The sequence below is a fragment of the Candidatus Saganbacteria bacterium genome, from assembly GCA_026387835.1.
Classification (GTDB): Bacteria; Margulisbacteria; WOR-1; order JAKLHX01; family JAKLHX01; genus JAPLKZ01.
Window position 1 is genome coordinate 51689 of sequence record JAPLKZ010000004.1, and the last position, 26399, is coordinate 78087.

The 26399-nt window shown below is 49.0% G+C and carries 27 protein-coding genes; 2 read left to right on the forward strand and 25 right to left on the reverse strand.

Annotation, left to right across the window (positions count from 1 at the left end; genetic code table 11):
• Position 1: 1 nt before the first annotated feature.
• From NTZ10_00500 to accC, 4 genes are read right to left on the reverse strand one after another with little or no spacing between them, the layout of a single operon-like run.
• Positions 2 to 1243, reverse strand: a complete 1242-nt coding sequence (locus NTZ10_00500) for a bifunctional 3,4-dihydroxy-2-butanone-4-phosphate synthase/GTP cyclohydrolase II (protein MCX5748715.1) — start codon at positions 1241 to 1243, stop codon at positions 2 to 4.
• A complete protein-coding gene (locus NTZ10_00505; GenBank protein ID MCX5748716.1) occupies positions 1234 to 1911 on the reverse strand; it encodes a riboflavin synthase in 678 nt (225 codons plus the stop codon). The genes NTZ10_00500 and NTZ10_00505 overlap by 10 nt, the downstream gene beginning before the upstream one ends.
• A 22-nt stretch (positions 1912 to 1933) precedes the next feature.
• Positions 1934 to 2347: a transcription antitermination factor NusB gene (gene nusB / locus NTZ10_00510; GenBank protein MCX5748717.1), complete on the reverse strand. Its 414-nt coding sequence runs from the start codon at positions 2345 to 2347 to the stop codon at positions 1934 to 1936.
• A 3-nt stretch (positions 2348 to 2350) separates the two neighbouring features.
• Positions 2351 to 3694: an acetyl-CoA carboxylase biotin carboxylase subunit gene (gene accC, locus NTZ10_00515; GenBank protein ID MCX5748718.1), complete on the reverse strand. Its 1344-nt coding sequence runs from the start codon at positions 3692 to 3694 to the stop codon at positions 2351 to 2353.
• Between the two features lie 116 nt (positions 3695 to 3810).
• On the opposite strand from accC, the gene NTZ10_00520 reads away from it, so the two are divergent.
• Entirely contained in the window at positions 3811 to 3969 is a 159-nt protein-coding gene (locus tag NTZ10_00520; GenBank protein ID MCX5748719.1) for a hypothetical protein, read from the forward strand.
• A 75-nt stretch (positions 3970 to 4044) separates the two neighbouring features.
• Here the strand turns inward: NTZ10_00520 and NTZ10_00525 are convergent, their stop codons facing one another.
• The 6 genes from NTZ10_00525 to NTZ10_00550 all read right to left on the reverse strand — a co-directional run bounded on the left by NTZ10_00525 (position 4045) and on the right by NTZ10_00550 (position 11060).
• Positions 4045 to 5304, reverse strand: a complete 1260-nt coding sequence (locus NTZ10_00525) for a divalent metal cation transporter (protein MCX5748720.1) — start codon at positions 5302 to 5304, stop codon at positions 4045 to 4047.
• A 33-nt stretch (positions 5305 to 5337) separates the two neighbouring features.
• Entirely contained in the window at positions 5338 to 6609 is a 1272-nt protein-coding gene (locus NTZ10_00530) for a CBS domain-containing protein (protein ID MCX5748721.1), read from the reverse strand.
• Between the two features lie 45 nt (positions 6610 to 6654).
• Positions 6655 to 7737: a DNA-processing protein DprA gene (gene dprA, locus NTZ10_00535; protein ID MCX5748722.1), complete on the reverse strand. Its 1083-nt coding sequence runs from the start codon at positions 7735 to 7737 to the stop codon at positions 6655 to 6657.
• Positions 7727 to 8740: a family 10 glycosylhydrolase gene (locus NTZ10_00540; protein ID MCX5748723.1), complete on the reverse strand. Its 1014-nt coding sequence runs from the start codon at positions 8738 to 8740 to the stop codon at positions 7727 to 7729. Before NTZ10_00540 ends, dprA begins: the two co-directional genes overlap by 11 nt.
• Before the next feature lie 95 nt (positions 8741 to 8835).
• On the reverse strand, positions 8836 to 9399 hold the full coding sequence (gene folE / locus NTZ10_00545) for a GTP cyclohydrolase I FolE (protein ID MCX5748724.1): 564 nt from the start codon (positions 9397 to 9399) through the stop codon (positions 8836 to 8838).
• 2 nt (positions 9400 to 9401) lie between these two features.
• Positions 9402 to 11060 carry a formate--tetrahydrofolate ligase gene (locus NTZ10_00550; GenBank protein ID MCX5748725.1) on the reverse strand — a complete coding sequence of 553 codons (1659 nt, stop codon included), beginning with the start codon at positions 11058 to 11060 and terminating at the stop codon, positions 9402 to 9404.
• A gap of 80 nt (positions 11061 to 11140) precedes the next feature.
• Between NTZ10_00550 and NTZ10_00555 the strand changes: the two genes are divergently transcribed.
• Positions 11141 to 12469, forward strand: coding sequence for a hypothetical protein (locus NTZ10_00555; GenBank protein MCX5748726.1), 1329 nt, complete (start codon positions 11141 to 11143; stop codon positions 12467 to 12469).
• A gap of 3 nt (positions 12470 to 12472) precedes the next feature.
• On the opposite strand, the gene dxs is transcribed toward NTZ10_00555, so the two are convergent.
• From dxs to NTZ10_00630, 15 genes are all read right to left on the reverse strand, one after another.
• Positions 12473 to 14365 (reverse strand): 1-deoxy-D-xylulose-5-phosphate synthase, encoded by a 1893-nt coding sequence (gene dxs, locus NTZ10_00560; GenBank protein MCX5748727.1) that lies wholly within the window; start codon positions 14363 to 14365, stop codon positions 12473 to 12475.
• Positions 14355 to 14822, reverse strand: coding sequence for a divergent PAP2 family protein (locus NTZ10_00565; protein ID MCX5748728.1), 468 nt, complete (start codon positions 14820 to 14822; stop codon positions 14355 to 14357). Before NTZ10_00565 ends, dxs begins: the two co-directional genes overlap by 11 nt.
• 6 nt (positions 14823 to 14828) lie before the next feature.
• Positions 14829 to 15725 carry a polyprenyl synthetase family protein gene (locus NTZ10_00570; protein ID MCX5748729.1) on the reverse strand — a complete coding sequence of 299 codons (897 nt, stop codon included), beginning with the start codon at positions 15723 to 15725 and terminating at the stop codon, positions 14829 to 14831.
• A complete protein-coding gene (hisF, locus tag NTZ10_00575; GenBank protein ID MCX5748730.1) occupies positions 15722 to 16495 on the reverse strand; it encodes an imidazole glycerol phosphate synthase subunit HisF in 774 nt (257 codons plus the stop codon). Before hisF ends, NTZ10_00570 begins: the two co-directional genes overlap by 4 nt.
• Positions 16496 to 17137 carry a polysaccharide deacetylase family protein gene (locus NTZ10_00580; protein ID MCX5748731.1) on the reverse strand — a complete coding sequence of 214 codons (642 nt, stop codon included), beginning with the start codon at positions 17135 to 17137 and terminating at the stop codon, positions 16496 to 16498.
• 59 nt (positions 17138 to 17196) lie between these two features.
• On the reverse strand, positions 17197 to 17730 hold the full coding sequence (locus tag NTZ10_00585; GenBank protein ID MCX5748732.1) for a methylated-DNA--[protein]-cysteine S-methyltransferase: 534 nt from the start codon (positions 17728 to 17730) through the stop codon (positions 17197 to 17199).
• Positions 17727 to 19502, reverse strand: coding sequence for a penicillin-binding protein 2 (mrdA, locus tag NTZ10_00590; protein ID MCX5748733.1), 1776 nt, complete (start codon positions 19500 to 19502; stop codon positions 17727 to 17729). Before mrdA ends, NTZ10_00585 begins: the two co-directional genes overlap by 4 nt.
• Positions 19495 to 19965, reverse strand: coding sequence for a hypothetical protein (locus NTZ10_00595; protein ID MCX5748734.1), 471 nt, complete (start codon positions 19963 to 19965; stop codon positions 19495 to 19497). Before NTZ10_00595 ends, mrdA begins: the two co-directional genes overlap by 8 nt.
• Before the next feature lie 4 nt (positions 19966 to 19969).
• Complete coding sequence (mreC, locus tag NTZ10_00600) at positions 19970 to 20782, reverse strand: rod shape-determining protein MreC (protein MCX5748735.1); 813 nt, start codon at positions 20780 to 20782, stop codon at positions 19970 to 19972.
• A gap of 18 nt (positions 20783 to 20800) precedes the next feature.
• Complete coding sequence (locus NTZ10_00605; protein MCX5748736.1) at positions 20801 to 21829, reverse strand: rod shape-determining protein; 1029 nt, start codon at positions 21827 to 21829, stop codon at positions 20801 to 20803.
• 33 nt (positions 21830 to 21862) lie between these two features.
• Complete coding sequence (locus NTZ10_00610; GenBank protein MCX5748737.1) at positions 21863 to 22177, reverse strand: SPOR domain-containing protein; 315 nt, start codon at positions 22175 to 22177, stop codon at positions 21863 to 21865.
• Between the two features lie 336 nt (positions 22178 to 22513).
• Positions 22514 to 23764: a bifunctional folylpolyglutamate synthase/dihydrofolate synthase gene (locus tag NTZ10_00615; protein MCX5748738.1), complete on the reverse strand. Its 1251-nt coding sequence runs from the start codon at positions 23762 to 23764 to the stop codon at positions 22514 to 22516.
• 4 nt (positions 23765 to 23768) lie between these two features.
• Entirely contained in the window at positions 23769 to 24398 is a 630-nt protein-coding gene (locus tag NTZ10_00620; GenBank protein MCX5748739.1) for a site-2 protease family protein, read from the reverse strand.
• A gap of 3 nt (positions 24399 to 24401) precedes the next feature.
• Positions 24402 to 25268: a site-specific tyrosine recombinase XerD gene (xerD, locus tag NTZ10_00625; protein MCX5748740.1), complete on the reverse strand. Its 867-nt coding sequence runs from the start codon at positions 25266 to 25268 to the stop codon at positions 24402 to 24404.
• A complete protein-coding gene (locus NTZ10_00630) occupies positions 25255 to 26379 on the reverse strand; it encodes a M20/M25/M40 family metallo-hydrolase (GenBank protein MCX5748741.1) in 1125 nt (374 codons plus the stop codon). The genes xerD and NTZ10_00630 overlap by 14 nt, the downstream gene beginning before the upstream one ends.
• Positions 26380 to 26399 lie beyond the last annotated feature (20 nt).

Here is a 26399-nt window from a genome sequence, read left to right on the forward strand (position 1 = left end):
CTTAATTTGTGATACTTGAGCTTACATTTTTATATTTGTTCAGGATATGGCCCAGCTTTTTAGATTTTACCATAAGATACTTTCTATTATACCTGTTCGGCTTGATCTCTATCGGGATCCTTTTTATAACTTCCAGTCCGTAACCCTCTATTCCCACTATCTTTTTCGGATTATTGGTCAAAAGCCTTATTGTGGAAAGCCCGAGGTCCCTCAGTATCTGAGCCCCTATACCATAATCCCTTAGATCAGCCTCAAAACCGAGAGCTTCGTTCGCTTCTACGGTATCTTTTCCAAGGTCCTGAAGCTCGTATGCCTTAAGTTTGTTCATCAGCCCGATACCGCGGCCTTCCTGTTTCATATATAATATCACGCCCTGACCCTCAGATTCGACCATCTCCATCGATCTTTCAAGCTGCTCCCCGCAGTCGCACCTGCAGCTTTTGAACACGTCTCCTGTCAGGCATTCGGAATGGACCCTTACAAGCACGTTCTTTTTCCCTTTTACGATGCCTTTTACAAGCGCGATATGATGTTCGCCGTTCAGTATATTTTCATAACCCGATATCGTGAACTCCCCGTATCCGGTCGGGAGCCTGGCCTCGCTTACTTTTTTTATCAGGTTCTCTTTTTTTAAGCGGTATTTGATGAGGTCCGCTATGGATATCACGGTAAGGCCGTATTTTTTCGCGAACTTTATGATATCTTCGCCTCTTGCCATCTCGCCGTCGGGCATTATTATCTCGCATATCACAGCCGCCTCTGTCAGGCCCGACATGCGCGCGATATCAACGCCCGCCTCTGTGTGGCCCGCTCTTTTCAGCACGCCGCCATTCTTTGCCATCAGCGGGAACACATGGCCCGGCCTTGTAAGGTCGGACGGCTTTGAACTCTTGCCGATAAGCACTTTGATCGTGCGGCACCTGTCAGCAGGTGAAATGCCGGTCGTCGTGCCGAATTTTTTCGCGGCGTCCACGGATACCGTGAACGCGGTCGTCATCGATTCGGTGTTCATTCCGGTCATCTGGTCTATTTCCAGCGTTTTAAGTCTTTCCTCGGTCATCGGGACACATACTAGCCCCTTCCCGTGGGAGATCATGAAATTTATTGATTCCGGCGTCGCTTTTTCCGCGGCTATCACCAGGTCGCCTTCGTTCTCCCTGTCCTTGTCATCGACGACGATGATCATATTACCGTTTTTGAAAGCTTTCAGGGCATTATCGACAGGATCGAATTTTAATTGCATTCGTATTGGCTCCCGGTACGCCCTATCATATCTTTCAGCATCAAACCCAGACTGACGCCGCTTTCAACTTCATCATCAGGTTTTTTCTTCATGGCTTTGGACGCATACTTCCCGACAAGATCTGTCTCAATATTGACTTTATCCCCTATCCTGAGTTTTGCCAGCGTGGTGTTTTTCATTGTAAAAGGAATTATGACGACTGAAAACGAATCCCTGAAGATCTCCGCCACAGTAAGGCTTATGCCGTTAATAGAGACAGATCCTTTTTTTATAATGCCGGACAGGATATTCCGGCCGGAAGAAAAGACCATCTTCACAGAACCTGACGTCCTTATGACTTCCTTTACAGTTGCGGTCCCGTCGACATGACCCGAAACGATGTGGCCTGAAAGCCGGTCCGAGGCTTTCAACGCCCTTTCAAGGTTCACTTCATCGCCCGTCTTAAGCAGATCTAATGTCGTGTCTGAAAGTGTCGGGGATACCGCTTCGACAATAAATGATCTCCGTTTTTTATTGACGACAGTCAGGCATACGCCGTTGACCGCGATGCTGTCGCCTTTTTTCAGATCGGACAGTACTGTCTTTGCGCCGACCTCAAATGATTTTAACCCGGCAGCCGCCTTGGTATTTTTGATACTACCGATCTCTTCTATTATTCCGGTAAACATATTTTTATCTTAACCAATTTTATCATTTTACGACTTTTGATACATCTTTTATAAGAGAGCCCAATATACCGTTTATGAACTTCGCGGACCTGGCGGTCCCGTATTTTTTTGCAAGTTCCACCGCTTCATCTGCCGCGACTGCTTCCGGTGTCCCTTTTTCCGATGTTATCTCATAGAAAGCAAGCCTTAAGATGTTCCTGTCGATCACGCTCATGCGGCTGACGGGCCAGTCTTTTGAATATTTTGCTATGTCCGCGTCGATCTTTTTTATATCGCCGACAGTGCCTTGCACCAGTTCCGCGGAAAATTTCCTGGTCTCATCTGAAATGCCGTCTTCGAACAGATTTTCCAGCGCTTCTTCGGGCTTTGCTCCGGAGATGTCTATCTGGTACAGTGCCTGCATCGCTATCCGTCTTGAAGTTGAGCGTTTTCCCATGTTTTAAGGCTCTAAGTTGGCGGAGATGAAATCAGTGTAGACTTCGCCTCTTTTGAACGCCTCATTATCCATGACTTTTTTGTGGAAGGGTATAGTGGTCTTGATGCCCGTTATTATGAATTCGTCCAGGCAGCGCTTTGCGCGTGCTATCGCCTCGTCCCTGCTCGGCGCCCAGACGATAAGTTTTGCTATCAACGAATCATAATTAGGCAGTATCCTGCATCCCGCATAGGCGAGGCTGTCGATCCTTACTCCGGGGCCGCCCGGGATAATATACTCTTTTATCTGGCCGGGCGAAGGCATGAAATTCTTATCGGGATCTTCCGCGTTTATCCTCAGTTCTATCGCGTGGCCTCTTATTTTAATATCGGACTGCCTCAGGCGCATCTTCTCAAGAGCGGCTATCGATATCTGTTCTTTCAGGATATCGACCGAGGTTACCATTTCTGTGACCGGATGCTCCACCTGCACCCTTGTATTCATTTCCATGAAATAATAATTCCCGTTTTTGTCCAGCAAATATTCCACCGTTCCCGCGCTGCAGTACTTGACTGCTTTTGCCAGCCGGACGGCAGCTTCGCCCATCTTTTTTCTTGTCTTCTCGTTCAGGACCGCGCACGGCGATTCTTCCACGAGTTTTTGATGCCTTCTCTGCACGGAGCAGTCCCTTTCTCCCAGATAGACCACATTGCCGAAAGCATCGGCCAGTATCTGTATCTCGACGTGCTTGGGCTGTTCGATAAATTTTTCTACGTAAATATCGGAATTGCCGAAAGCGGCTCCCGCCTCTGTCTGCGCCGTGCTCATAAGAGCAAGAAAATCCGCTTCTGCCTTGACAACCCTCATCCCTCTGCCGCCGCCTCCCGCGGTTGCTTTTATCACAACGGGAAACCCGATCTTTTTCGCGATCCTCAGGGCTTCGTTAGGGTCTTTTATAATTCCTTCCGAACCCGGGACAGTAGGCACTCCGGACCTCATAGCGCATTGTTTTGCCGTGGCTTTATCACCCATCGATTCTATTGAAGAAGGGCTTGGTCCTATGAAGACTATATTGTGTGCCGCGCATATCTCGGCGAACTTTGCATTTTCGGCAAGGAACCCGTATCCCGGATGTATCGCCTGCGCTCCGCACACTTCTGCGGTAGAGATTATCCTCGGGATATTGAGATAGCTTGAAGCCGGTACCGCCGGGCCGATGCAGTAAGATTCATCGGCTAGTCTTGCGTGGAGCGAGTCTTTATCGGCTTCGCTGTACACTGCAACGGATTTTATTCCCATTTCCCTGCATGCACGGATGACGCGGATCGCGATCTCACCCCTGTTGGCCACCAGTATTTTTTCGAACAAAACTTGCTCCTTGCTCTAAAACGCAGTTGACACCGTGAAAATATGCTCTATAATTATAACATAAATCGGTCATTTTAAGAGTGGTCGATAAACAGACAAAAAGGAGGTGAGTTTAAATGGCAAGAGGCGGATTATCAAAAATGAGAGTGGATTTCAAAGGACAGACGGATACATTGGAAGATGTCTTCGGAAAAAAGGCGATCCCGGTCACGTCAATGACAAAGATCATCTGGGGTGTGATCAAGAGAAAAAAATTGATGAAAAAGGTCAGCTGATCATTTCTTAGTCTGAATTGTATAAAAGCCCCTGTACTAGGCAGGGGTTTTTATTTTGTTCATCCGGCGGAATTTTTAGAATACGTTCAGGTACAGCATCAATGAAGCGATGACGGTGAAACTCGCGATCGTTATCCATGCCAGGATATTCGAGAACCTGTTGTTCACATAGGGGCCCATCAGTTTTTTGTCATTAATAAGTTTCAGGATGACGAAGAAGATGAACGGCAGAAGCACGGTGTTGAGCGCCTGTGAAGCCGTGAGCACGAATATCATCGGAAAGTTCGGCAGGAAAACGAGCAGCGTGCTCGCGAAAAGACAGAACCCTATTATTGTATAAAATAACGGGGCCTCTTTGAACGATGAGTTCACCTTCCTCTCCGTACCCAGGATCTCGGTGATCGCATAAGCCGTCCCCATCGATATGACGCTGACGCCCAGCAGAGACGCGTTAAGAAGTCCCCACGCGAAAAGATGCTTTGAGAACGCCCCGAGCATGGGTTCGAGCGCCATCGCCGCGTCAGCCGCGTTCTCTATCCTGATACCTTTTGCAAAAAGAGTGGCTGCTGCCGAGATGATTATAAAATAAGCCACGAAATCGGTCCAGAATGCACCGAAAAGGACGTCCATCCTTGCGGTCTTAAGATGTTTCTTGTCCACTCCCTTGTCGACAAAATACGACTGCACAAAAAACTGCCCCCACACTGTTAACGTCGTTCCTATCAGTGCCGTCGCCGTAAATATGAATTCCCGGTTAAATTTGATGACCGGGACCAGGCTTCCCTGCACCATCGCGGGGATATCCGGCCTTGCGATGAAACCGTTGACGATATAACAGAAAAAAAGTATGCAGGAGGTCATAAAAATATTCTGGACAAAGTTGAAGCTGCCTTTAAGGATGATATACCAGATGAAGAACACGAACACGGGCACAAATATCATCCTGGGAATATGGTAGATGTCGGCCACAGAAGCTATTCCCGCCACGTCCGCAAGGATGTTCGAAAAATTGGCTATAAAGACCAGGCACAGTATCAACACCGCAGTGTGGAGTCCGATACGCTCTCTTATGAGGTCGCCCAGGCCCTTTCCCGTTACGACACCCAGCCTTGCACCCATCTCCTGTGTTATATAGAGCATGAAGGTTATGACTATCAATATCCAAAGCATCGAGTAGCCGAAATGCGCTCCTGCCACTGAATATGTCGCCACGCCTCCCGCATCATTATCGGCTGTGCCGGTTATTATCCCCGGACCTATCACGGAGAACATTATCAGAAGCCTTAATCTCCAATAATTCCAGTTTTTATTCTTGTTCTTTTTTTTAAAAAGCATCAGCATATTCCACGGAGGGTTTTCAGACGATACTTACCCTACCGACATCCTTTTCCTTCGCGCAAGCGGCGGCAGTATGAAATCGATGACATCATCCACCGTCACGATGCCGAGCAGCCTGTTAAGTTTGTCTACGACCGGCACGGCAAGGAGATTGTATTTTGATATCACTTCGGCTACCATCTTCTGGCTCATCTCCGGATGCACGGTTATGATCTTGGTCTTCATGATCTCCGAGACCGGAGCATCGAGTTTTGATATTATCAGGCTCCTTAACGACAGGACCCCGACAAGATGCTGCGCTTCATCGACCACGTAGAGATAATAGACCGTCTCGCATGAAGGCGCGAGCTCCCGTATCTTTTCGATCGTCTGCTGGGCCGTAAGGTCTTTCGATATAGTTATGAACTCCGTCGTCATGAGCCCTCCGCCGGTCTCCTCTCCGTGCTTCAAAAGCTCCTGTATCTCTTCCGCTTTTTTCTGCTTCATGAGCCTCAAAAGCTCGGACGCTTTTTCTTCAGGCAGGTCTCCCAGCACGTCGGCAGCCTCGTCGCTGGGCATCCTTTCGATTATGGAAAGCGCTTTTTTGGAGTCAAGGATCCCGATCAGGTAAGCCTGGATACGGGGTTCAAGCTCGTGAAGGGCTTCCGCGGCGGTCTCGGTCGACAATGACGAAAAAATAGCCGTTTTTTCGTCGATATGAACCTGGCTTATTATATTGGCAATATCCGCGGGGTGGAGCTTTGAGACCCCCTGGTACGGGACGACCAGCTTTAACCGCGCGATATCTGTCTGTAACGGCTCGACAAAATTCCAGCCTATCAGGTCATCCTTGAGCTGGATATTGAACACGGCCATCAGAGGAAGCAGTATTTTGTCGAGATGCAGTCTTCTAATAATGCCTTTGAACCCGACTTCAGCTGCGATCAGCCTGATATCCATTCCTATTTTCGCGAGCTTCAAGTCGTTGACCCTGACGACCTTGGAGCCGTGGATATCCACTATCTGCTTGTCCATAAGGTCGCGCTGCAGAAGCATCTCGTTCTCTCTGATGGATGCAAAAGCAATATTGTCTTTTGAGGAATTCGCTGAAATAAGCCTTCTTCCGATATGGTTTATCTCTGACAATAATAATATCTTTTCTTTTTTGCCCCGCCCGAATTTTAATAAAAGTCCTATCACTTTAGGGAACTGGTCGCCCGGTTCGATGACGACGTCGATAACACTGCCGATCTTTTCTTCGGCCCTGTCGATCACTGTCTGACCGATCATCTCTGAAGCATACATTTCGGTAAAATAGATCATGAGAAACCTCCTCTTGACTAAAAAAATTATACCACAGGAGGCTTTTTATGTCCGATAAAAATATTTACCGGGCAGCTCTTTTGCAGCGCTCTTAAATATTAAATTCGACAGGATGAAAATGATCTCGGGGATGGGTCTTGACGATCTTGACGCTATAGCATCGATATGTGCGGGTTCAAACGCGATGATCTCCATTATCAGCTTTTCGTCTTCCGAGAGCCGGTCCATGGCAACGACCGAGCTGTTATTAGCAGAGACCGGTATTATGTTGAGTTCTTCCAGTATGTCCCCCGCATTTTCCACAAGCTTTGCTCCCTGCTTGATAAGAGCGTTCGGCGCCCTGCTGAGGTCCCTGTCTATCTGTCCCGGAAGAGCAAATACATCCCTGTCCTGTTCAACGGCAAAACCCGCTGTTATGAGCGACCCGCTGTCGGATGATCCTTCTATCACGAGAGTTCCCATCGAAAGGCCTGAAATGATCCTGTTCCTTTTCGGGAAAGCCCACTTATCGATCTCCGCGACCTCATAATACTCGCAGACAAGAGCGCCGCTGCTTATTAATTTTTCTGCCAAACCCCTGTTTTGTGAAGGATATATCTTTTTTATCCCTGTGCCAAGGACAGCTATCGTCCTTCCTCCCGCTTCGACAGCAGCCTGATGCGCAAAGGAATCTATTCCTATTGCCAGGCCGGAGACGATGGTCACCCCCGCCTGCGCGAGGTCCTTTACCAGAGCCCTTGTCATGTCCCTTCCGTATGATGAGGGATTTCTTGTGCCTACCACGGCGATGCAGACCGAATCTTCAGGCAGTATTTCTCCTTTTATATACAAGACCGCGGGAGGGTCGTAAATATTGAGGAGTCTTTTTGGATACGAACTGTCCGAAATTGATATCGCTTTTATCCCGCCGTCAAACTCCGTCCTGATACTGCCCGGGTCTGCCTGCCGGCTTCTCTTGATATGCGAAGCAAGCTTTTCCCCGATCCCTTCGGCCACGGACAATTTTTCGCTTCCTGCTTTCCATATCTCTTCAGCTGAACCGAAATGTTCCAGCAGTTTTTTTATCCTCGCGGGACCGAGTTCCGGTATGCCGCTTAAAGCGATGAGGTATTGGGTCTCAGAAGGCATGCTTTCTTAACTTTTCAAGATAAAGCGGTTTGAGGCTGACGCAGTCATAGGAGAACAATGAGACCCCGTAAAGAGACCCATAATACATCATATAGTGCCTTACCATTTTGATCTGGCGGACGGTCATGTCCGCGTCCATTTTAAAAGCTGCGAGCCCCGCAACCACCGAATTTTTCTTTTTGGAAAGCGACGCGTCAAGAAGGACCATATCCTTTATTTTGTCCGGATCATCTGAATAGATCATCGGCACGACAAAATCCACTATGCCGTTATTGAGCCACGAAAGCCAGTCCTGGCCTTTATCTTCCCTTGCTTCGACGATGTCCGGATATACGGCCGCGGACAAAGAAATATCCCTGCCCGACCGTTTTAACGCCTCCTTTAACCCGGCTACAAGTCCCGTCACGTTAGCGCACCTGTAATCAGTCCATTTATCCTTTATTTTCCTGTAACCGTCAGGCCCGTAATTATCTTTTAGACATTGCGGGTTTGTGACCAGATATGAAGGGTCGACACCGAACGAATTGAAATATTGCCTCTTAGAATAATTATCAAAACCGGACTTTGAGTCAGGATATCTAATATAATCAAGATGCAACCCGTCGACATCATATTTTTCCGCGACTTCCAGGCAGACATCTTTCAGATGGTCCCTTACTTCTTTGTATGCCGGGTTCAGGAAAAGCATAGGCCTTGTCTCGAGTATCCATTCGGGGTGCAGTACGACGATATGGTCCTGCTGTTCCGGAGCCTCGGAAGTTGACCATACAAGGAATGTGTTTATCCATGCATGGACACTTATCCCCCGGCTGTGGGATTTTTCGACAGTATATGCCAGGGGGTCAAATCCGGTATCGACGGATGGAAGTATGTCCGACCTGTAAAAAGCAACGCCTCTGCCGCAGACCTGTACAAAGAGCGTGTTAAAGCCGTTCTCCGCCGCGGCTTTCACGAAATTATCGATCTTTTCTTTTGAATCCATCTTAAACCTTGTCACCCACATTGCTTTCACATAAGCGTATGAGCAATCTGCCCGCCATGCGTAAAAGACCGACACAATGACAATGATTAGAAAGAGAAAAAAGAGCCTTTTGGGGTTCATTTGCTCTTTATGAGGGAAAGGGCTTCTGCCCTGGTTGCGGCATTCCTGCGGAATATGCCCCTGACAGCCGAGGTCGTCGTGATGGCCCCGGGCTTTTTGACCCCGCGCATCGACATGCAAAGGTGTTCGGCTTCTATGATCACCAGTACACCGTGGGGGTTCATTTTCTTCATCAGCAGGTCTGCGATCTGGGATGTCAGCCTTTCCTGCACCTGTGGCCTCTTTGCAAAAGCCTCCACTACCCGCACGAGCTTTGAAAGGCCGGTTATGTGGCCCTTTCGCGGGATATAGACTATATGCGCCATGCCGATGAAAGGGATAAGATGATGCTCGCACATCGAGTAAAAAGGTATGTCGCGGACCATCACCATCTCTTCGTGGTCTTCATTATGGAACATGGTCAGCTCTTTGGCAGGATCTTTTGAAAGCCCGGCAAAGAGTTCCGCGTACATCCTTGCGACCCTTGCGGGCGTGCCCTTGATGCCCTCGCGGTCGACATCCTCGCCTATGGCCTCAAGTATTTCTTTTACTGCTTTTTCTATCTTTTTAAGGTTGATCATCTTTAAAATATCCCGCGTACACAGCCTTCATCGTCGATATCCATATTTTCCGCTGCCGGATGTTTCGGAAGGCCCGGCATTGTCATTATATCACCGAGGTACGCTATGATGAATCCTGCTCCCGCGGCGATCTTCATTTTTTTTACTTTTATCGTGAAACCTGCAGGCGCTCCGAGCCTTGTGTGATCATCCGTAAAAGAGAACTGGTTCTTCGCGATACAGACCGGCAGGGATGAATATCCTTTTTTCTTTATTATCCCGAGATCTGTTTTTGCCTGTTCCGAAAACTCAACGCCGTCAGCACCGTATATCTTTACCGCGATGCTCCGGATCTTCTCTTCAATAGAGGCATTGACATCGTACAAGAAAGAAATATCCGCCTTTTTATTATTTATCGGTCCGGCTACTTCCTTAGCGAGCCCTATCCCGCCTTTACCGCCGTTTTCTCTTACATCGCAGACAACGCACTTTATTCCTATCTCTTTACATCTGTCGCATATCATCTTTATTTCTTCCGGACTGTCAAAATCATATTTATTGACCGCCCCGATCACCGGGATCCCGTAATTTCTAAGGCCCGCTACATGTCTATCCATATTTGCAAAGCCTTTTTTCAGCGCCTCCTCGTCCCTGTCCTTGTATTTGTCCTTGACAGCTCCGCCCTGCCATTTCAGAGCTTTTGTGGTTATTACCAGGACGATGCAAGAGGGTTTTAAGGCGCCGGTCCTGCATTTAATATCGAAGAACTTTTCTGCCCCGAGGTCGGATCCGAACCCCGCTTCCGTCACCACATAGTCCGCCAGTTTCAGCGCCAGTTTTGTCGCTATCAGACTATTGCAACCGTGGGCGATATTTGCAAAAGGGCCTCCGTGGACGAATGCCGGGACTCCTTCCACCGTCTGGACAAGATTTGGTTTTATCGCTTCTTTAAGCAGAAGCGCCATCGCGCCCGAGGCTTTTAGGTCACATGCAGTGACCGGCTCACCGCCTTTTGAAAAACCGACGACTATCCTGCCCAGTTTTTCTTTCATCTGCGCGATGCTCATAGAAAGACAAATGACTGACATGACCTCGGAAGCGGCCGTGATCTCAAACTGCGCGGTCCTTTCTATTTCTTTGAACTTATAAGTTATGCTGCGGAGCGCCCTGTCGTTCATGTCGACGACCCTTGTCCATGTAATCCTGTCCTTGTCTATCCCGAGCTCATTTCCGAAATAAAGATGGTTATCGATCATCGCGGCAAGGAGATTGTGCGCGGCTCCTACCATATACATATCACCGGTAAAATGAAGGTTGATGTCTTCCATCGGGAGCACCTGCGAATACCCGCCTCCCGCTGCGCCGCCTTTTATTCCCATCGTAGGGCCGAGAGACGGCTCCCTTATACAGACCATGGTTTTCTTTCCTATTTTCTTTAAAGCCTGCGCCAGACCGATCGTCACCGTCGTTTTCCCCTCGCCAAAAGGCGTCGGGGATATCGTAGTGACAAGTATCAAACTCCCGTCCTTTTTCTTCACCCTTTTCTTATAAGCCGAAAGATAAATCTTTGCGATATGCCGTCCGTAAAGCTCTATCTCGCTCTTTTTCAACCCGAGCGATGCCGCGATCTTTTCTATCGGCAGGAGTTTACACTTCTTCGCGATCTCTATATCGGAGACCATAATACAGGCATTTTATCATAAATCAGTGAAATTTTTGGTTTTTCAAGACGATATAAAAGTAGTATATAGAAATAATAAACATGGCATTAATAATAAGAAAAGGACTTCCGCAATTATCTGCGGTCCCACATGCCGTATTCAGCGGTAACCTATATGGTTCCGACCCGAAGTATTCCAGGCGTATCTTCCCGAAAACTCCGGAACAAAGATTAACTACATTAGATGACGTATTCTCGGTATCGACAGTTTTCGGCCTGAAAGTCATAATCGTGCCAGACCAGAAAACTGCCGCGTATTTAGGCGCGGGAATAACTCTGAAAGCTTTTGAAGCTTTGGGAAATGAAAAGGCAACACTCGGCGTGTCAGCCGGAGGGACATGGGAAGAAACTAGATACGCGCTCGGGATGCCTGAATTTTCAAAAAACATATTCGGAATGAGCCTGCCCGTTAACAGGATCCCGTTCGTGGGTTCGATCGATGAATATGCCCTGCACAGGTCGCTGTACGACAAGATCACGGATGATATAGGTTCCGAATCCGATTTTATCGCCAACCGCCAGTCGCCCTGGACTTTTATGGGTGAACATCTTCTCTGGATGAACGCCGCCGGTTTTAATGAAGAGCAGTACATTGGCCCGCCTGTCAGATATGAATATGCGGATATTGAAGCATTAAGGATATTTGAAGATGTTCTAAAAAAGTATTTTGGCTGTTCTCTCGTCCAGTGGCACGGCATAGGGATAAACGGGCATGACGGTCAGTGCGAGCCCGGGGATTATGATCCTGTAAAAGAAGGTTTCAGGCTTTCAAGGTTGACCGATGCCACACGGATACAAAATACGGGAGGTTTTGTCCCTTCTTTTAAAACAACAGGATATTTAAGGGGCACGATGTTCAGGGATGTAGCCGCTGCATACGGGCTTCTGACATTCAATGAAATCATCAGTAAATGTCAGGTGCTTGCCGCGTCTTTTCACGGCGATAATGTACCTGATGAATTATCGTATGTTGAGCTTGAAGTGTACCGGGATTTTATGAGATCATTTGCTTCTTCCTGGGACAGCGTCCTTAAAACCGCAAAAAGGGTCCCCGCTTTCGGGCTTACCCGCGGTACCGGAGAGATGGCGCACGCATCAGACCTTCATCTTTTCATGGCCACCGGCGGGCACAAAGCTCTTGCGATGAAAAATGTCCTTGAGAAGCCGGTCAGTCCAAGATGGCCGTCATCCAGCCTTCAGACATACCCCAGGTCTGTAGTGATAATCGACAGCCTGGCAGCTCGCTTGTTGAACCGTAACGATATGTATTTTGTATTTGAAGCTGATGAAAGCACCGCTGAAAAGATCAGCCAATTCGATCTCGCATCTTTAAAGGCAAAGTTCTGGGATAGGCTTGACCGGAAGGGATAAAGTTCAGGCCTGTGATCTTCTTATCGTCCCGGCGATCCCCTGAGAGTACAATCCGTATTTTTCTAAAATAAAATCTCTTTTTCCCGCTTCGATGAACTTGTCGGGAAGGCCGATCCTCTTCACCGGTTTTATTATCTTTTCTTCTTCAAGTAGCTCGAGGACCGCGGAGCCGAAACCACCCTGGAGGCATCCTTCTTCGACGGTGACTATCTGACCGGCTTCTTTCGCTTCTTTCACGATAAGATCCCTGTCAAGAGGTTTTACAAACCGGGAATTGATGACAGTGGCGCTTACAGCGTCCTTTTCAAGCATCTTTGCCGCTTCTATCGAAGGGTGTACCATTGAACCGATAGATATGATCAAAATCGTTTCGGATTTCGGATTTCGGATTTCGGATTTATAAACTATCTCTCCTTTTCCTATCTCTATCTTCTTAAGCTCACCGTCCATTTTTACACCGGTAATCTTCGTTTTCGGGTACCTGAGCGATATCGGACCATCGTGATTTATCGCCGTAAAGATCATGTGCTGCAGTTCATTCTCATCCTTCGGCGCCATCACGACCATGTTCGGCAGGTGTCTCATATACGCGAGATCGAACACGCCGTTATGCGTAGGCCCGTCATCCCCTACCACCCCCGCCCTGTCCATGCAGAAAACGACATGGAGATTCTGCAGGCAGACATCATGGAATATTTGGTCGTAAGACCTCTGCAGAAAAGTCGAGTAGATCGCGCACACCGGGACCATCCCGCCTTTTGCCAGGCCGGCCGCAAAGATCACCGAGTGCTCCTCCGCTATGCCGACATCGTAAAATCTGTCAGGATAAGCTTTCGCGAACTCGTCAAGTCCGGTACCCTCGACCATCGCGGCTGTCACTGCCACGATATTTGGATCCTTTAAACCCAGGCGCAGGACAGTCTTCCCGAATATCTCTGTATATGTCGCCGGCAGGCTTTTTACCAGAGGCTCACCGGTCTTTACATCGAACGCTGCAACACCGTGAAACTTAGTCGGGTTCTTTTCCGCGGGAGGGTATCCTTTCCCTTTCTTTGTAAGGATATGAAGAAGTATGGGTCTCTGCACCTCTTTTGCAAATGAAAGGGCGCTCATCAGCAGGGTTATATTGTGCCCGTCAATAGGCCCGAGGTATTGTATGCCGAACTCTTCGACGATCACCTCGGTCTGGAAGTTTATGATAAAGTTTTTCATCCTGTTCTTCAATTTTTCGGCGATCTTGAACATAGGCATCCCGATCTTAGGGATCTTTTTTACCAATTTTTCTACGCGCGCCTTGGTCTTGGTGTAGATCGGGTTCATCCGCACTTTTGTGAAATATTCGGCAAGGGCCCCGACATTCTTTGATATGGACATCTCGTTGTCATTAAGGATGATGACGAGGTTGCTCTTCAGGTTCATCGCGTTATTGATCGCTTCAAGAGAAAGTCCTCCCGACAGCGATCCGTCCCCTATGGCCGCGACTACTTTATAATCTTTTCCTAAAAGATCTCTCGCCTTGGCAAGCCCTATGGCGGACGAAATGGCAGTGCTGGCGTGCCCGGTCGTGAACTGGTCATGCTCGCTTTCCTCCGAAGAGGGGTATCCGCTTATCCCGTCATACAGCCTCAGGGTACCGAACTGCTTTAGCCTTCCGGTCAATATCTTGTGCGCATATGACTGATGGCCTACGTCCCAGATGATCTTATCGGAGGGGGAATCAAAGATCGTGTGCAGCGCGATCGAAAGCTCGACGGAGCCCAGGTTGGAAGACAGGTGGCCGCCGTTCCTTGAAACTGTATCAATTATCACCGTCCTGATGTCTTTCGCAAGCTCATCCAGCTCGGGACCGGACAGTTTTTTTAGGTCGGACGGAAGATCAAGTCTGTCAAGCAACAAAGGAGTATACTCCAAAATACATAAGCAAAGATATTATCAGACCGAATATCAGGCCGGCAAGGACCTCGAGAGGCGTATGGCCCATGAACTCATGAAGTTTTTCACTGCTTATCCTGCCTGACTTGTAAAGGTCCTCGAGTATCCTGTTAAGTACTATCGACTGGGCACCGGTCGCGCGCCTCACTCCCACGGCGTCATACATCACTATGCAGGAAAAAGCCACTGAGATCGCGAACTGCGACGAGCACCAGCCGTTCCAGATGCCGACCGAGACGGCGAGAGAAGTTGCCATGGCGGAGTGCGCTGAAGGCATCCCTCCGGATTCTAAAAAATGGCGCCATTCAAGTTTTTTGTCGATCATATAGTAGTAGACGATCTTGAACGCCTGGCCAAGGAACATGGCCAGAAGCGAGGACATCAGAGGATAGTTCTTCAGTATCTCAAAAAGCACCTTCATGATGATTTAATTGTTCCTTTCCGCTGCAAATTTTGCCATTTCCCTCAACGGGTCGGCCGACTTATCGAACTTTTTCAGTGCCTTTAGCGCTGATTCTTTTTCTTTCAGGAGCATTTCCATGGAGGCCTCAAGTCCGAAGACCGAAGGGAACGTGATCTTCTCCTTCTTTTTGTCGGACATTGAAGGTTTTCCGGTCTCCTGAGGGTCTCCGCTCACATCAAGTATATCATCTTTTATCTGGAATGCCATTCCGGTGTGATAGGCATATTTTTTCAGGCATTCTATCTGCCATTTTTTTGCACCGGCCACTTTTGCTCCCGCATAACAGCTTGCCATCAGGAGTTCCGCGGTCTTTTTTCTGTGGATCTCAAGCAGCCATTCTTTGCCGGGCACGGCACCTTCGCTGATAAGGTCCAGTGATTGCCCTCCCGTCATGCCGGCGCATCCCGCAGCTTTTGAAATAACGCCGATAATACCGGAAAATTTCTTTACGGCAATATTGACGCTGTACGGAAGCTTAGCAAGCACTTCGAACGCCCTGATCAAAAGCGCGTCCCCGGCCAGGATCGCCGTCGCCTCGCCGAATTTCTTATGGCAGGAAGGAAGACCTCTTCTAAGATCGTCATCATCCATCGAAGGGAGATCGTCGTGGACAAGGGAAAAAGCATGTATCATCTCGATGGCGCACGCGGTCGTCATGACGTCCTCTTCTTTTCCTCCGACAGCCGAGGCGCTGGCAAGCACCAGTATCGGCCTGAAACGCTTTCCCGAAGAGAGAACGCTGTACCTCATGGCCTGTGACAGGACAGAATCATCATCCGGAAGCAGATGTTCAAGGCTTTTGTCGATCACCTGTTTTTTGTCGTTCAGATATGCTTTTATATCAAAGAAGAATTCTGTCATCTGACCGCCACTCCATTTTTTGACAGATACTGCTTTATATCCTTGATCCTCAACTGCCCGTAATGCAGCAGAGAAGCGAGCAGAGCGGCATCAGCCCTGCCATCGGTCAAAATATCATTGATGTGCTCAAGCGTTCCCGCCCCGCCGGATGCTATCACCGGGATGTTCACGCTTTCAGATACTGCCCTTGTCAGTTCTATATCATATCCGATCTTTGTCCCATCCCTGTCCATGCTGGTCAGAAGTATCTCGCCAGCCCCAAACTTTTCCGCCTTTTTTGCCCATTCTACGGCATCTATACCGGTCGGCGTCCTTCCGCCGTGCGTGTACACTTCCCATTTCTTTATGTCTTTCGGTCTGCTGCTAGTGACATGTTTCGCGTCGATAGCGATCACGATACACTGCGAGCCGAACCTCGCTGCCGAAGCGGTGATCAATCCGGGATCGTTCACTGCCGCAGTATTTATCGATACTTTGTCGGCACCTGAAGACAGTATCTCTCTTATAGCGTCCAGATCGCTTATCCCGCCGCCCACCGTGAACGGGATGAACACTTCTTCGGCCACCCTCCTTACAACATCGATCATCACGCCTCTTTTTTCATGAGATGCCGTGATGTCAAGGAAACACAGTTCGTCCGCGCCTTCTTTGTCGTAAACTTTAGCGAGCGAGACGGGGTCCCCTGCATCGGCAAGGTTCACAAAATTGATGCCTTTCACCACGCGCCCCTCTTTTACATCAAGGCAGGGGATTATTCTTTTTGCAAGCATTTAACTTTTTCCTTTTGACATCATTTTTGATACGGTCACGAACTCGTAACCTTTTGCCCTCAGGCTTTCGATTATCAACGGGAGCGCCCTGATCGTCTCCTCGCTGCCGTTATGGAAAAGGATGATATCCCCGTTACCCGCTTTCGCTATCACGCTGTCAGCGAGTTTTCTTCCGGTCTTTTCGTAATCCTCGTCGAGATCAAAATCGCGGGTCATCTTCACGAAGTCGCCGGCGTTGACGGACCAGTTTACCTGCCGCAAGCCGCATTTCGACGCGACAGATCTCGTCCTGAAAACAAAATCACCTCCCGGAGGCCTGAAAAGTCCGGGATATTTACCGGTTATGTCAAATATCACGGTATTCGTCTTTGTCAGTTCTTTCTTCAGGGCTTCTTCGGGCATGACGGAAATATTCCTATGAGTGTATGTGTGATTTCCTATCTCGTGGCCTTCGTCGTTCATCCTCATTATTATGTCGGGAAAATCCTTTGCTTCTTTGCCGACGACAAAGAAAGTGGCTTTGACCGTGTATCTTGTCAGGATGTCCAGCACTTTCTGGGAATATTCCGGCTTGGGCCCGTCATCAAAGGTCAATGCGATCTCTTTTTTATCCGCGGGGCCTTTCCAGATGACTTTTTGCATTATAAAAGCCGGCGCATGCTGTGAAAAAATTATCAGCAGTAATAGTATCAGGTATTTTTTTACCACAGGCGTCCTTCCGCATTCAACAGTAATCTCTTGTTGTCCATTCCGTATGAAAACCCGCCGAAGTCCTTCTTGCCCACGACCCTGTGACAGGGTATTACTACCGGAAGCCTGTTCCTTGAAAGCGCCTGGCCCACGGCCCTTGAGAAATTTGTATCGCCGATAAGGCGCGCTACCCAGCTGTACGAGCGCGTTTGTCCCCTCGGGATAGTCGCCGTTACCGCGAACACTTTTTTGTCAAAATCCGAGAAACCTTCAAGATCAAGACGATAATTGAACCTGACTCTTTTCTTTGCGAAATACCTTTTTAATTTTTTTTTGAGCCCGCCAAACGAAGCGGAATATTTCCTTATTTTTTTGAATGTCTTTTTGACCGTTTCTATCAGCTCGGACGGCGTTTTTTTGGGGAGTATTATGGAATACAATCCTTTATATGTCCTGATAGCGGCCATATACCCCGCGGGCATTTTAAATATCGCGTATGTGAATGTCTTTCGCTGAGTTACTCCCATATCCTGTAATTTTATCATGGAAATCGAGTATCCGGCCCGGTCCTGCTGACCCTGTTATCCAGATACCATTTCAATATGTCGTGCGCTATCCTGGCGGTCACCTGATCGCCGTGCATCCCGTGCTCGACGAACGCTGCTATCGCTATTTGCGGTTCGTTATAAGGCGCGTAGCAGACGAACCAGGCGTGCGGAGGTTTTCTCGGGTTCTCGGCTGTCCCGGTCTTCCCTGCAGCTTCAAAAGTGATTATCCTTGCCGCCCTTCCGGTGCCTCTTGACACGACATCATGCAGAGCTGACCTTACAAGGACAAGGTTTTTTTGCGAGACAGGCACATCCCCGATCCGTTTTGGTTTATATAAATATATTTCTTCACCTTCCCTGTCTCTGATGTCGGTCACCAGATGCGGTTCAAATCGTGCGATGCCGTTGGCTATAGACGCGTATACATTCACCATCTGCAAAGGCGTCACCCATAAAAATCCCTGGCCGATGCCGTAGTTTATCGAATCTCCGGGATACCATGGTTCCTTATAGACCCTCTTTTTCCAAGCCGAGTCAGGGACCACTCCTTTTGCTTCCGACGGCAGATCTATCCCCGTGCGTTCCCCGAGACCGAACCCTTTTGCGAGATCGGCGAGCCGGTCCGGCCCGGCCCGGAGTCCCATATTGTAAAATACGATGTCGCATGACTGCACTAAGCCTTCCATAAGCGTCAGGGTCCCGTGCCCCTTTGTCTTCCAGCACTTTGCCGTGCGCTGGCCGAGCTTGAAATATCCCGGACAGAAGAATGTCTCTCCCGGTTTTGCCAGCGCTCTTTCAAGGACCGCAGAGATAGTTATCGCCTTAAAGATAGATCCAGGCGGATAAACGCTCAGGGCCCTGTTCAAGAACGGATGGTTCCCTCCGGACAGCTGTTTCCAGGTCGAGGGGGATATGGGACCGGAAAAGATATTAGGATCATAGCTCGGATGCGAAACGAGAGCAAGAACATCGCCGTTTGAAGGATCAAGGACCACCACGGCGCCGTTACTTGAACCGAGTGCTTTTTCAGCGGTTTTCTGAAGATCGAGATCTATTGTCAGTTTCAGGTTCTTTCCCGGTACGGACTCCTGCGCGTCTTTCATCTGCCCCGATGACCCGAATATATTTATGCTCGCCCTTTCGCCGCCGTTTGAGCCCCTCAGGTACGCGTCGTATATCTTTTCTATTCCCGCTTTCCCGATAAGGTCGCCGGAGCCGAGCAGCTTTCCGGAGTCCTTTTCTATATCAAGAGCGGTCACCTCGCCTATATAACCCAGCACGTGCGCCGCGATACTCTTGTTCGGATAGACCCTGACGGGCCGCACGCTAACCACTACCCCTTCAAGGCCCGACCGTTCTTCTTCTATCCTTGTCACGGCATCGATAGGCGTGTTCTCCTTTATTATGACGGGGTCAAAAGGCCGCGCCTTTTTTTCGTTCAATCTTTTCTCTATCTCTTCGGCCTGCATTGAAAGAAGCGCCGCCAGTTTTTTTATCAGATACTGCCTGTTCTTTGTCTCGCTCTGAAGCACATATACCGAAAAGACCGGTTTATTGCCGACAAGAAGCTTTCCGTACCTGTCATAGATCACGCCGCGCGGGGCGATGACGGGCATCGTGCGGGCTGCGTTTATTTGTGCAAGCCGCCTGTAAGACGCGCTGTCTATCACCTGTACCTGCCACAGCCGCACTACTATTGCGGCCAGCGCCAGGCCGAGCACCGCACCGATCATAAGCGCCTGGCTTTTCATTTCCTTTATTTCATTCATTTTTACCTATTTTTGCGAGTGACATCTTCATCAGAGGTACGAATGCCGTGTTAAGCAATGCTGAAATGACCGCCGTTGTCCAAAACCCCGGATTGTTCCTGCCAAAAAATTGAGAGAGCAGAAGTGCTTCCGCAAGAAAAGTGATCAGGCTGCCCAAAAAGACGACCGCAAATATCACGGTATCTTCATCCCTGAACACGCTTTCCCTTGCGAGACCGCACAGGTAACCGGCCAGCGGATATGTGACCGTAAAGAACAGGATATTCGCCGCGGAAATATCCATAAGAAAACCTGAAAGAAGCCCTGCAAAAAAACCTTCGACCGTTCCCTTCATAAGACCCCAGATGATGACCAGCGCCAGAAGCGGGCAAAAATAGGCGCCGAATAGCCTGATATGGGTCAATACAACGGTCTGCAGGACAAAGATGACAAGGATGAAAAGGAAAAGTCTGATTATTCGCATCGCTTTATCTTAGGATAAAGATCTTTTCTAAGTTTGAAAAATCGACAGCCGTGTCGATCATCACCTGTTGAAAAAGATCATAATCCTTTTTGCCTGTGCTTGAGACGCGCCCGACTATCAGCCCTTTAGGGAATACGGACGAATTGCCGGATGTGACCACCTCGTCGTTCACTCTTACATCCGCCGCTGAATCGATGTACCTGATCCTCATCTTTCCTTCCCCGAGCCCTGAAGCGGAGCCAATATTTCCGGTCCTTTTTATCGCGACCGAGATGCCGCATCCGGGATCGGTGATCAGCATTATCCTGGAAGAATACTTGTCCGCTTCGATGACGCGGCCGACCAGGCCGCTTTCATTTATTACCGCCTTTTCCGCATGCACGCCGTCAGCCGTCCCTTTGTCCGCGGTCACGACCTCAAACCAGCTGCTGGCGCTTCTTGAGACCACCTCGGCAGCGAGCAGGCTCATCACAAAGGGGTCTTTTCTTTTGAAATTCAAAAGTCCGCGCATCTGCCTGTTCTCGCCGATCACGGATTCCAGCAGGCTGTTGACCGCCTTTTCCTGAGAGAGCCTTTCTCTCAGTCTTTCATTCTCTTTCTGGGCGCCGCGCAATGCGGCCACCGATCCGAGGGAATATTTAGCCCCGGAAACGATCTTGTACGCGGCAAACTGGAACGGATAGGTAATAAAAGAAATGAAGCTCTTTGTGAACCTTACCGGCGGGATCTCTCTTAAAATTGGTATATTGACTATGACTATCAGTGCGATGACCAACACCGATGCTTTAAGAAAATTGTTCCTTGAGCCGTTTCGCATAGATAATGGCCGCCCGGACTACTGCCAGGATTTCTTGTTGGTGATGAGCATCTTCTTGAGAGTATCTATCTCTTCAAGTACTTTTCCCGTGCCATAAGCGACACAGGAAAGCGGATCATCGACAACGTACACTGACATATCGGTCTCCTGGCTCAGGTGTTTATCTAAACCGCGAAGTAGCGACCCGCCTCCCGCCATTACTATGCCCCTGTCCATAATATCCGCGGCAAGTTCCGGCGGTGTCTTTTCAAGTGTCATCCGAACAGCGTCAACTACCGTTGCTACAGGTTCGGCAAGCGCATCCCTGATCTCGGCCGATGTGAGCGTTATCGTTTTTGGCAGGCCGGACACAAGGTCCCTGCCTCTGACCTCGACGGTCCTCTCCTCGCCCAGAGGATAAGCCGATCCGATGTCGATCTTTATCTGCTCCGCGGTCCTTTCCCCGATCAGAAGGTTATAATTTTTCCTGCAGTGAGCTACTATGGCTTCGTCCATTTCGTCTCCCGCCACGCGGATCGATTTTGAGACCACGATACCTCCGAGAGCCAGGACCGCGACTTCAGTCGTGCCGCCCCCGATATCAACGATCATCGAACCTACCGGTTCCGACACGGGAAGCGAGGCGCCTATAGCCGCAGCCATCGGCTCTTCTATAAGGTACGCTTCTCTTGCGCCCGCGTGCATCGCCGCGTCGATCACTGCCCGCTTTTCCACCCCTGTTATCCCCGAAGGCACACCTATGACTATCCTCGGCCTTACAAAAGCTGTCCTGTTATGGCTTTTTGTTATAAAATGCCTCATCATCATCTCTGTGACCTCGAAATCCGCGATGACCCCGTCCCTTAAAGGTCTTACCGCGATGATATTTGCCGGCGTCCTGCCGAGCATACCTTTTGCTTCGTTGCCGATCGCAAGGACTTTCCCTGTATCCTTATTTATTGCTACCACGGACGGCTCGCAGAGTATTATGCCCTCGCCTTTCGCGAACACAAGCGTCGTCGCCGTCCCGAGGTCTATCCCCAGGTCCCTTGAAAAATGTCCGAACACGTAATCGTATATCCCCACTTTCTTTCTCCTTTCTTATTCTCCGTCAGATATTTTTCCGTCGAAACCTTTCGCCTTTAGGTCTTTCACGAGTTTTTCAGCGTTCTCTTTTGATTTGAAAGCTCCCGCCTGTATCGAGAATTTCCCGCCCCCGATATCGTGGGCGAATATCTCTTCAAAACCTTTCGCATTGAGGTCTTTTATGATCTTCACGGCTTTTTCCTTTGAGGGCGCCACGGCTGCCTGGACTTTAAAAAGGCTGTCCGGCAGTTCTTTTTTAAGCGCCTCTTTTGCTTTTTTAGTCGCTTTTACGGCCTTCTTTTCCGGAAAGAACGGGTTCTTTTTTATCAATACCTTTTCCGCCGGTTTTTCCTCGGGAGGCAGCGCCCACGATTTCGGTTCTTCTTTTTCCGNNNGGCAGGTCCTTATCCATCTTGTATGTCTCGATCTTCGGCGCTTCTTTCGGGAGCTGCCTGATCGGCGACAAGATCCTTTTTCCTATAAGAAAACTGACCCAGAAGCTTCCCACCACGAGACAGACTATCAGAAGCACTATCCCTACGCCCTTCATCGAAAGATTGTTCTTTTTCTTCCTAATGCCCCTTGCAACGCCTATCTCATCGTTGTCGCGGGTCTTTTCCGGATCGTTGTTTTGATAGATATCTGGCATTTCAGTACCAATATATTTTACACCATCAAAGAACAATGCGTCAAATGACGGGGAAATAGCGCCAGGGCCTCTGCCGCGGTAAAAAGAGAGCCGCAAATTATCACCGTATCATCTTTTCCGGCTATTTTTATTGCGGCTGTTACCGCCCTGCCGACCGTTGACAATTTTAATATTTCACAGCCTTTGCCTTTCACGTCGGCCCCCATCTCTGCTAATGTGCATGCGCCCTTCGCCATGGGTCTTGTCAGTATCAGAGTATCAGCTGCGCTGCAAAGCATTGATAACATTTTCTTGTGGTCTTTGCGTCTCAATATCCCGGCGACAAAAATATCCCTGCCTGATCTATTTTTGAAAGCGCTGGCAGAATCAATAAGGGCTTTTATACCGGCAGGATTATGCGCGCCGTCGACTATCACGACGGGATCCCTTCTTAATATCTGGAACCTCGCCGGCCATTTTGTCTTTGCGATCCCTATTCTTATATCACTGTCTGATATTTTATAACCGGACTTTCGCAGTTCGGCGACTGCCGCGACAGCTGTTGCCGCATTGATCTTTTGATGCTGCCCGTATAAAGGGATACTTGCGCTTAAGTTCAGGTCCGGACCGCTTACGATCACCAGCCGGCCCTTTTTTTTAGCGGCTGTTTTTTTGATGACGCTCAGCGCTTTGCCTTGCGCGGCTGTCACTACGGGAATATTATCCTTGATTATCCCGGCTTTTTCTTTCGCGATTAATTCGATCGTTTTGCCCAATACTTCCGTGTGGTCCAGGTCAACATTAGTGATAACTGATACCAGAGGTGTTATGACATTCGTGGAATCCAGCCTTCCTCCAAGGCCTGTTTCGATCACGGCGATAGTCACATTTTCATCAGCAAAATAGAGAAAAGCTATCGCTGTAAGTATTTCGAACTCTGTTGGAAGCTCCTCTCCTTTCTCATATTTATTTATTACCGCCCGCACTTTTCCGACATATCCGTTAAATTTATTTTCCGGAATATCTTTTCCGTTTATCTTGAACCTTTCCATGTATGTGAACAGATGCGGGGAAGTGAAAAGCCCTGTCCTGTATCCCGCTTCTCGTAATACCAATGAGACCATCGCGCAGACAGAACCTTTGCCGTTGGTGCCTGCGACATGGACCGTTTTGATCTTTTTTTGCGGATCGCCGAGCTCTCGGAGAAGTTTTTCTATCCTGTGAAGGCCGAGTTTGATGCCGAACTTCCAGAACGACTCAAGATATAAAACGGACCGGTCATGATCCATGGGATCATATCCCGACAAAAAAGTTAAATATCATGTTCACTATGCCGGAGATGAAGATAGACGTCCCCGGGAACATCAAAAGAAGGATGAGAATAAAGAAGCCGTACCGCTCCATACCGTCCATTATCCTTACTCCCTCATAAGGAAGCACCGCCCTTAAAAGACGGGACCCGTCCAGAGGAGGTATCGGTATCAGGTTGAACACGCCTAAAAGCAGGTTTATCCTCACTGCAAATACGATCAGTTCCTGCAGCATACCCGTTAATTCGCCGGCCGGAAAAGGAACGAACCTGAGAAAAAGCGCCATGATAAATGCCAGAGTGAAATTGGCAAGAGGTCCCGCGAGCCCGACGATCGCCATGTCCTTGTCAGGGTCCCTGAAGTAATTAGGATTGATCGGCACCGGTTTTGCCCATCCGAACACGACCGGGGACCCTGAAAATATCAGGAGCAGAGGAAAAATTACCGTCCCCATAGGATCGATATGGACCCTTGGATCCAGCGATAACCGCCCCATCATTCTCGGCGTACTGTCCCCGAAATACCCCGCCGCAACTCCGTGAGCAAGCTCGTGAAAGATTATCGTGTACAAAAGGATGACCAATGATAGAACAAAAAATATTATACCGATCATTATCTATGCCCTCGGATGCGCGCTTTTATAAACTTTTCTCAGTCTTTCCCTGCTCACATTCGTGTAGATCTGCGTCGTACTTATATTAGCATGACCGAGCATCTCCTGGACAGAGCGGAGGTCCGCTCCTTTTTCGAGAAGATGCGTCGCGAAGCTGTGGCGCAGCGTGTGAGGGGATGCCGAGCTTTTGACACCGGACTTTTTGACGTATTTTTTTACGATGAGCCAGGCCCCCTGTCTTGTGAGCCTTTTTCCGCTCCTGTCCAGGAAAAGGGCGTTCGATGTCTTTTTCTTCAGGAACCTGAGGCGCATTACCCTTACATAAAAAGACAACGCTTTTTTTGCCTCTTCCCCGACAGGCACTATCCGTTCTTTTGAGCCCTTGCCGATGCAGTTAATAAAACCGGATTCAAAATTCACATTATTGACGTCCAGCCCCGTCAGCTCGCTTATCCTCAGCCCGCACCCGTAAAGGGTCTCGAGTATGGCGCGGTCGCGCGAGCTCAGCTTGTCTTTTTTATCCGGCGACTCGACAAGCGCCTCCGCCTCGGCCATGGAAAGCGATCTCGGCAGTTTAAGCCCGAGCTTGGGAAAAGAGATGTCTTCCGTCGGATCGCTCTGCATCCGGCCCTCGCCGATCAGGAATTTGCACAGTGATTTTATGGCCGCGAGGTTCCTTGATATCGATGAAGGGGACATGCCTTCCCTGCTCAGATCGCCGATAAAACTGCTGATCCCTTTTTGCGTCAGGGGATACTTTAAAATTTTTGACAGGTCGTTCCTGTATGACGAGACCGTATTCGGAGAATAGCCTTTTTCGACTTTTATGTATAGGAGAAACTCGTCGATGATCTTTTTATTGTCTTCCATCTGCCGCTTCTTGGATCGCCCCTATTAAAAGCTCGGTCCCCGTAACGAGGTCTCCGACGGCGATACATTCTTTGGCGGTGTGCAGGTTGTGAGCTCCGACCCCGATGATCACCGAGGGGATCCCCATTTCGTTGAAGATATTAGCATCACTTCCGCCGCCTGTCATTCCGGTCTTTATTTTTATCGATGACCTTCTCCCCGCCTCCCTGAAATATTTTACGGCGGGTGACGATTCTTTTATGCTGAAAGAATTATAGACGGGCTCGACCTTCATCCTCAAAAAAGCCTTATGCTTCCTGCAGGTCTTTGAGAGGATCTTGGTCATATTGTTTATCTGTTGTTTCAGTTTTCTTTTGCTGTGGCTCCTGACTTCTCCTTTGATAAATACCCTGTCCGGGATTATATTGGTCGCGGTCCCGCCCTCGATGATCCCCACATTTGCGGTCGTGATCCTGTCGATACGCCCTATTTTCATCTTTGATATCGCTTCGCTTGCCACTTTTATGGCGTTTATCCCGCGCTCCGGATGGACACCCGCATGAGCGGCCCTTCCATGGATATTCGCCTCAAAGTTAAGCTGTGAAGGAGCCGCGCACAGGATAGTTTCCACGGCCCCGCCGTCCAGGACATATCCGAAGTCGGCTCTCAGGTGCCTGAAGTCGGCGTTCTTTGCTCCTGTTATCCCGATCTCCTCCGCCACTGTAAAACATAATTTTATATCCCCGTGAAGTATATTTTTTTCTTTTAAGACCTTTAAAGCCTCAAGTATGGCGGCCACTCCGGCTTTGCAGTCTGCCCCGAGTATAGTGGTGCCGTCGCTGGATATCACACCTTTTCTGATGACGGGATGTATCCTGCCGTCGTGGACGACCGTATCGATGTGCGCGTTCAGCAGTATACCGGGCGCTTCTTTTACCGTCCCTTTTACAGCGGCATACAGATTACCACAGTTCCCTCCGAAAACATCGCCCGCATCGTCGAACCAGCTCTTGATCCCCAGCTTCGCCAGATATTTTTTAATGAACAGCCCCGCATTTTTTTCTCTTTTGGAAGGGCTTTCTATTTTTACAAGTTTAAGGAAAGTATTTATAAGCCGTTTTTCTTTGATCATTATAGGAAATTATAGCACTA

Bases quoted from the DNA above. Each gene is read 5' to 3' on its own strand.
- NTZ10_00500 (MCX5748715.1), bottom strand. From the start codon at position 1,243: ATGCAATTAAAATTCGATCCTGTCGATAATGCCCTGAAAGCTTTCAAA.
- NTZ10_00505 (MCX5748716.1), bottom strand. From the start codon at position 1,911: ATGTTTACCGGAATAATAGAAGAGATCGGTAGTATCAAAAATACCAAG.
- nusB (MCX5748717.1), bottom strand. From the start codon at position 2,347: ATGGGAAAACGCTCAACTTCAAGACGGATAGCGATGCAGGCACTGTAC.
- NTZ10_00520 (MCX5748719.1), top strand. From the start codon at position 3,811: ATGGCAAGAGGCGGATTATCAAAAATGAGAGTGGATTTCAAAGGACAG.
- NTZ10_00525 (MCX5748720.1), bottom strand. From the start codon at position 5,304: ATGCTTTTTAAAAAAAAGAACAAGAATAAAAACTGGAATTATTGGAGA.
- NTZ10_00530 (MCX5748721.1), bottom strand. From the start codon at position 6,609: ATGATCTATTTTACCGAAATGTATGCTTCAGAGATGATCGGTCAGACA.
- dprA (MCX5748722.1), bottom strand. From the start codon at position 7,737: ATGCCTTCTGAGACCCAATACCTCATCGCTTTAAGCGGCATACCGGAA.
- NTZ10_00540 (MCX5748723.1), bottom strand. From the start codon at position 8,740: ATGTGGGTGACAAGGTTTAAGATGGATTCAAAAGAAAAGATCGATAAT.
- folE (MCX5748724.1), bottom strand. From the start codon at position 9,399: ATGATCAACCTTAAAAAGATAGAAAAAGCAGTAAAAGAAATACTTGAG.
- NTZ10_00550 (MCX5748725.1), bottom strand. From the start codon at position 11,060: ATGGTCTCCGATATAGAGATCGCGAAGAAGTGTAAACTCCTGCCGATA.
- NTZ10_00555 (MCX5748726.1), top strand. From the start codon at position 11,141: ATGGCATTAATAATAAGAAAAGGACTTCCGCAATTATCTGCGGTCCCA.
- NTZ10_00565 (MCX5748728.1), bottom strand. From the start codon at position 14,822: ATGAAGGTGCTTTTTGAGATACTGAAGAACTATCCTCTGATGTCCTCG.
- NTZ10_00570 (MCX5748729.1), bottom strand. From the start codon at position 15,725: ATGACAGAATTCTTCTTTGATATAAAAGCATATCTGAACGACAAAAAA.
- hisF (MCX5748730.1), bottom strand. From the start codon at position 16,495: ATGCTTGCAAAAAGAATAATCCCCTGCCTTGATGTAAAAGAGGGGCGC.
- NTZ10_00580 (MCX5748731.1), bottom strand. From the start codon at position 17,137: ATGCAAAAAGTCATCTGGAAAGGCCCCGCGGATAAAAAAGAGATCGCA.
- NTZ10_00585 (MCX5748732.1), bottom strand. From the start codon at position 17,730: ATGATAAAATTACAGGATATGGGAGTAACTCAGCGAAAGACATTCACA.
- mrdA (MCX5748733.1), bottom strand. From the start codon at position 19,502: ATGAATGAAATAAAGGAAATGAAAAGCCAGGCGCTTATGATCGGTGCG.
- NTZ10_00595 (MCX5748734.1), bottom strand. From the start codon at position 19,965: ATGCGAATAATCAGACTTTTCCTTTTCATCCTTGTCATCTTTGTCCTG.
- mreC (MCX5748735.1), bottom strand. From the start codon at position 20,782: ATGCGAAACGGCTCAAGGAACAATTTTCTTAAAGCATCGGTGTTGGTC.
- NTZ10_00615 (MCX5748738.1), bottom strand. From the start codon at position 23,764: ATGGATCATGACCGGTCCGTTTTATATCTTGAGTCGTTCTGGAAGTTC.
- NTZ10_00620 (MCX5748739.1), bottom strand. From the start codon at position 24,398: ATGATCGGTATAATATTTTTTGTTCTATCATTGGTCATCCTTTTGTAC.
- xerD (MCX5748740.1), bottom strand. From the start codon at position 25,268: ATGGAAGACAATAAAAAGATCATCGACGAGTTTCTCCTATACATAAAA.
- NTZ10_00630 (MCX5748741.1), bottom strand. From the start codon at position 26,379: ATGATCAAAGAAAAACGGCTTATAAATACTTTCCTTAAACTTGTAAAA.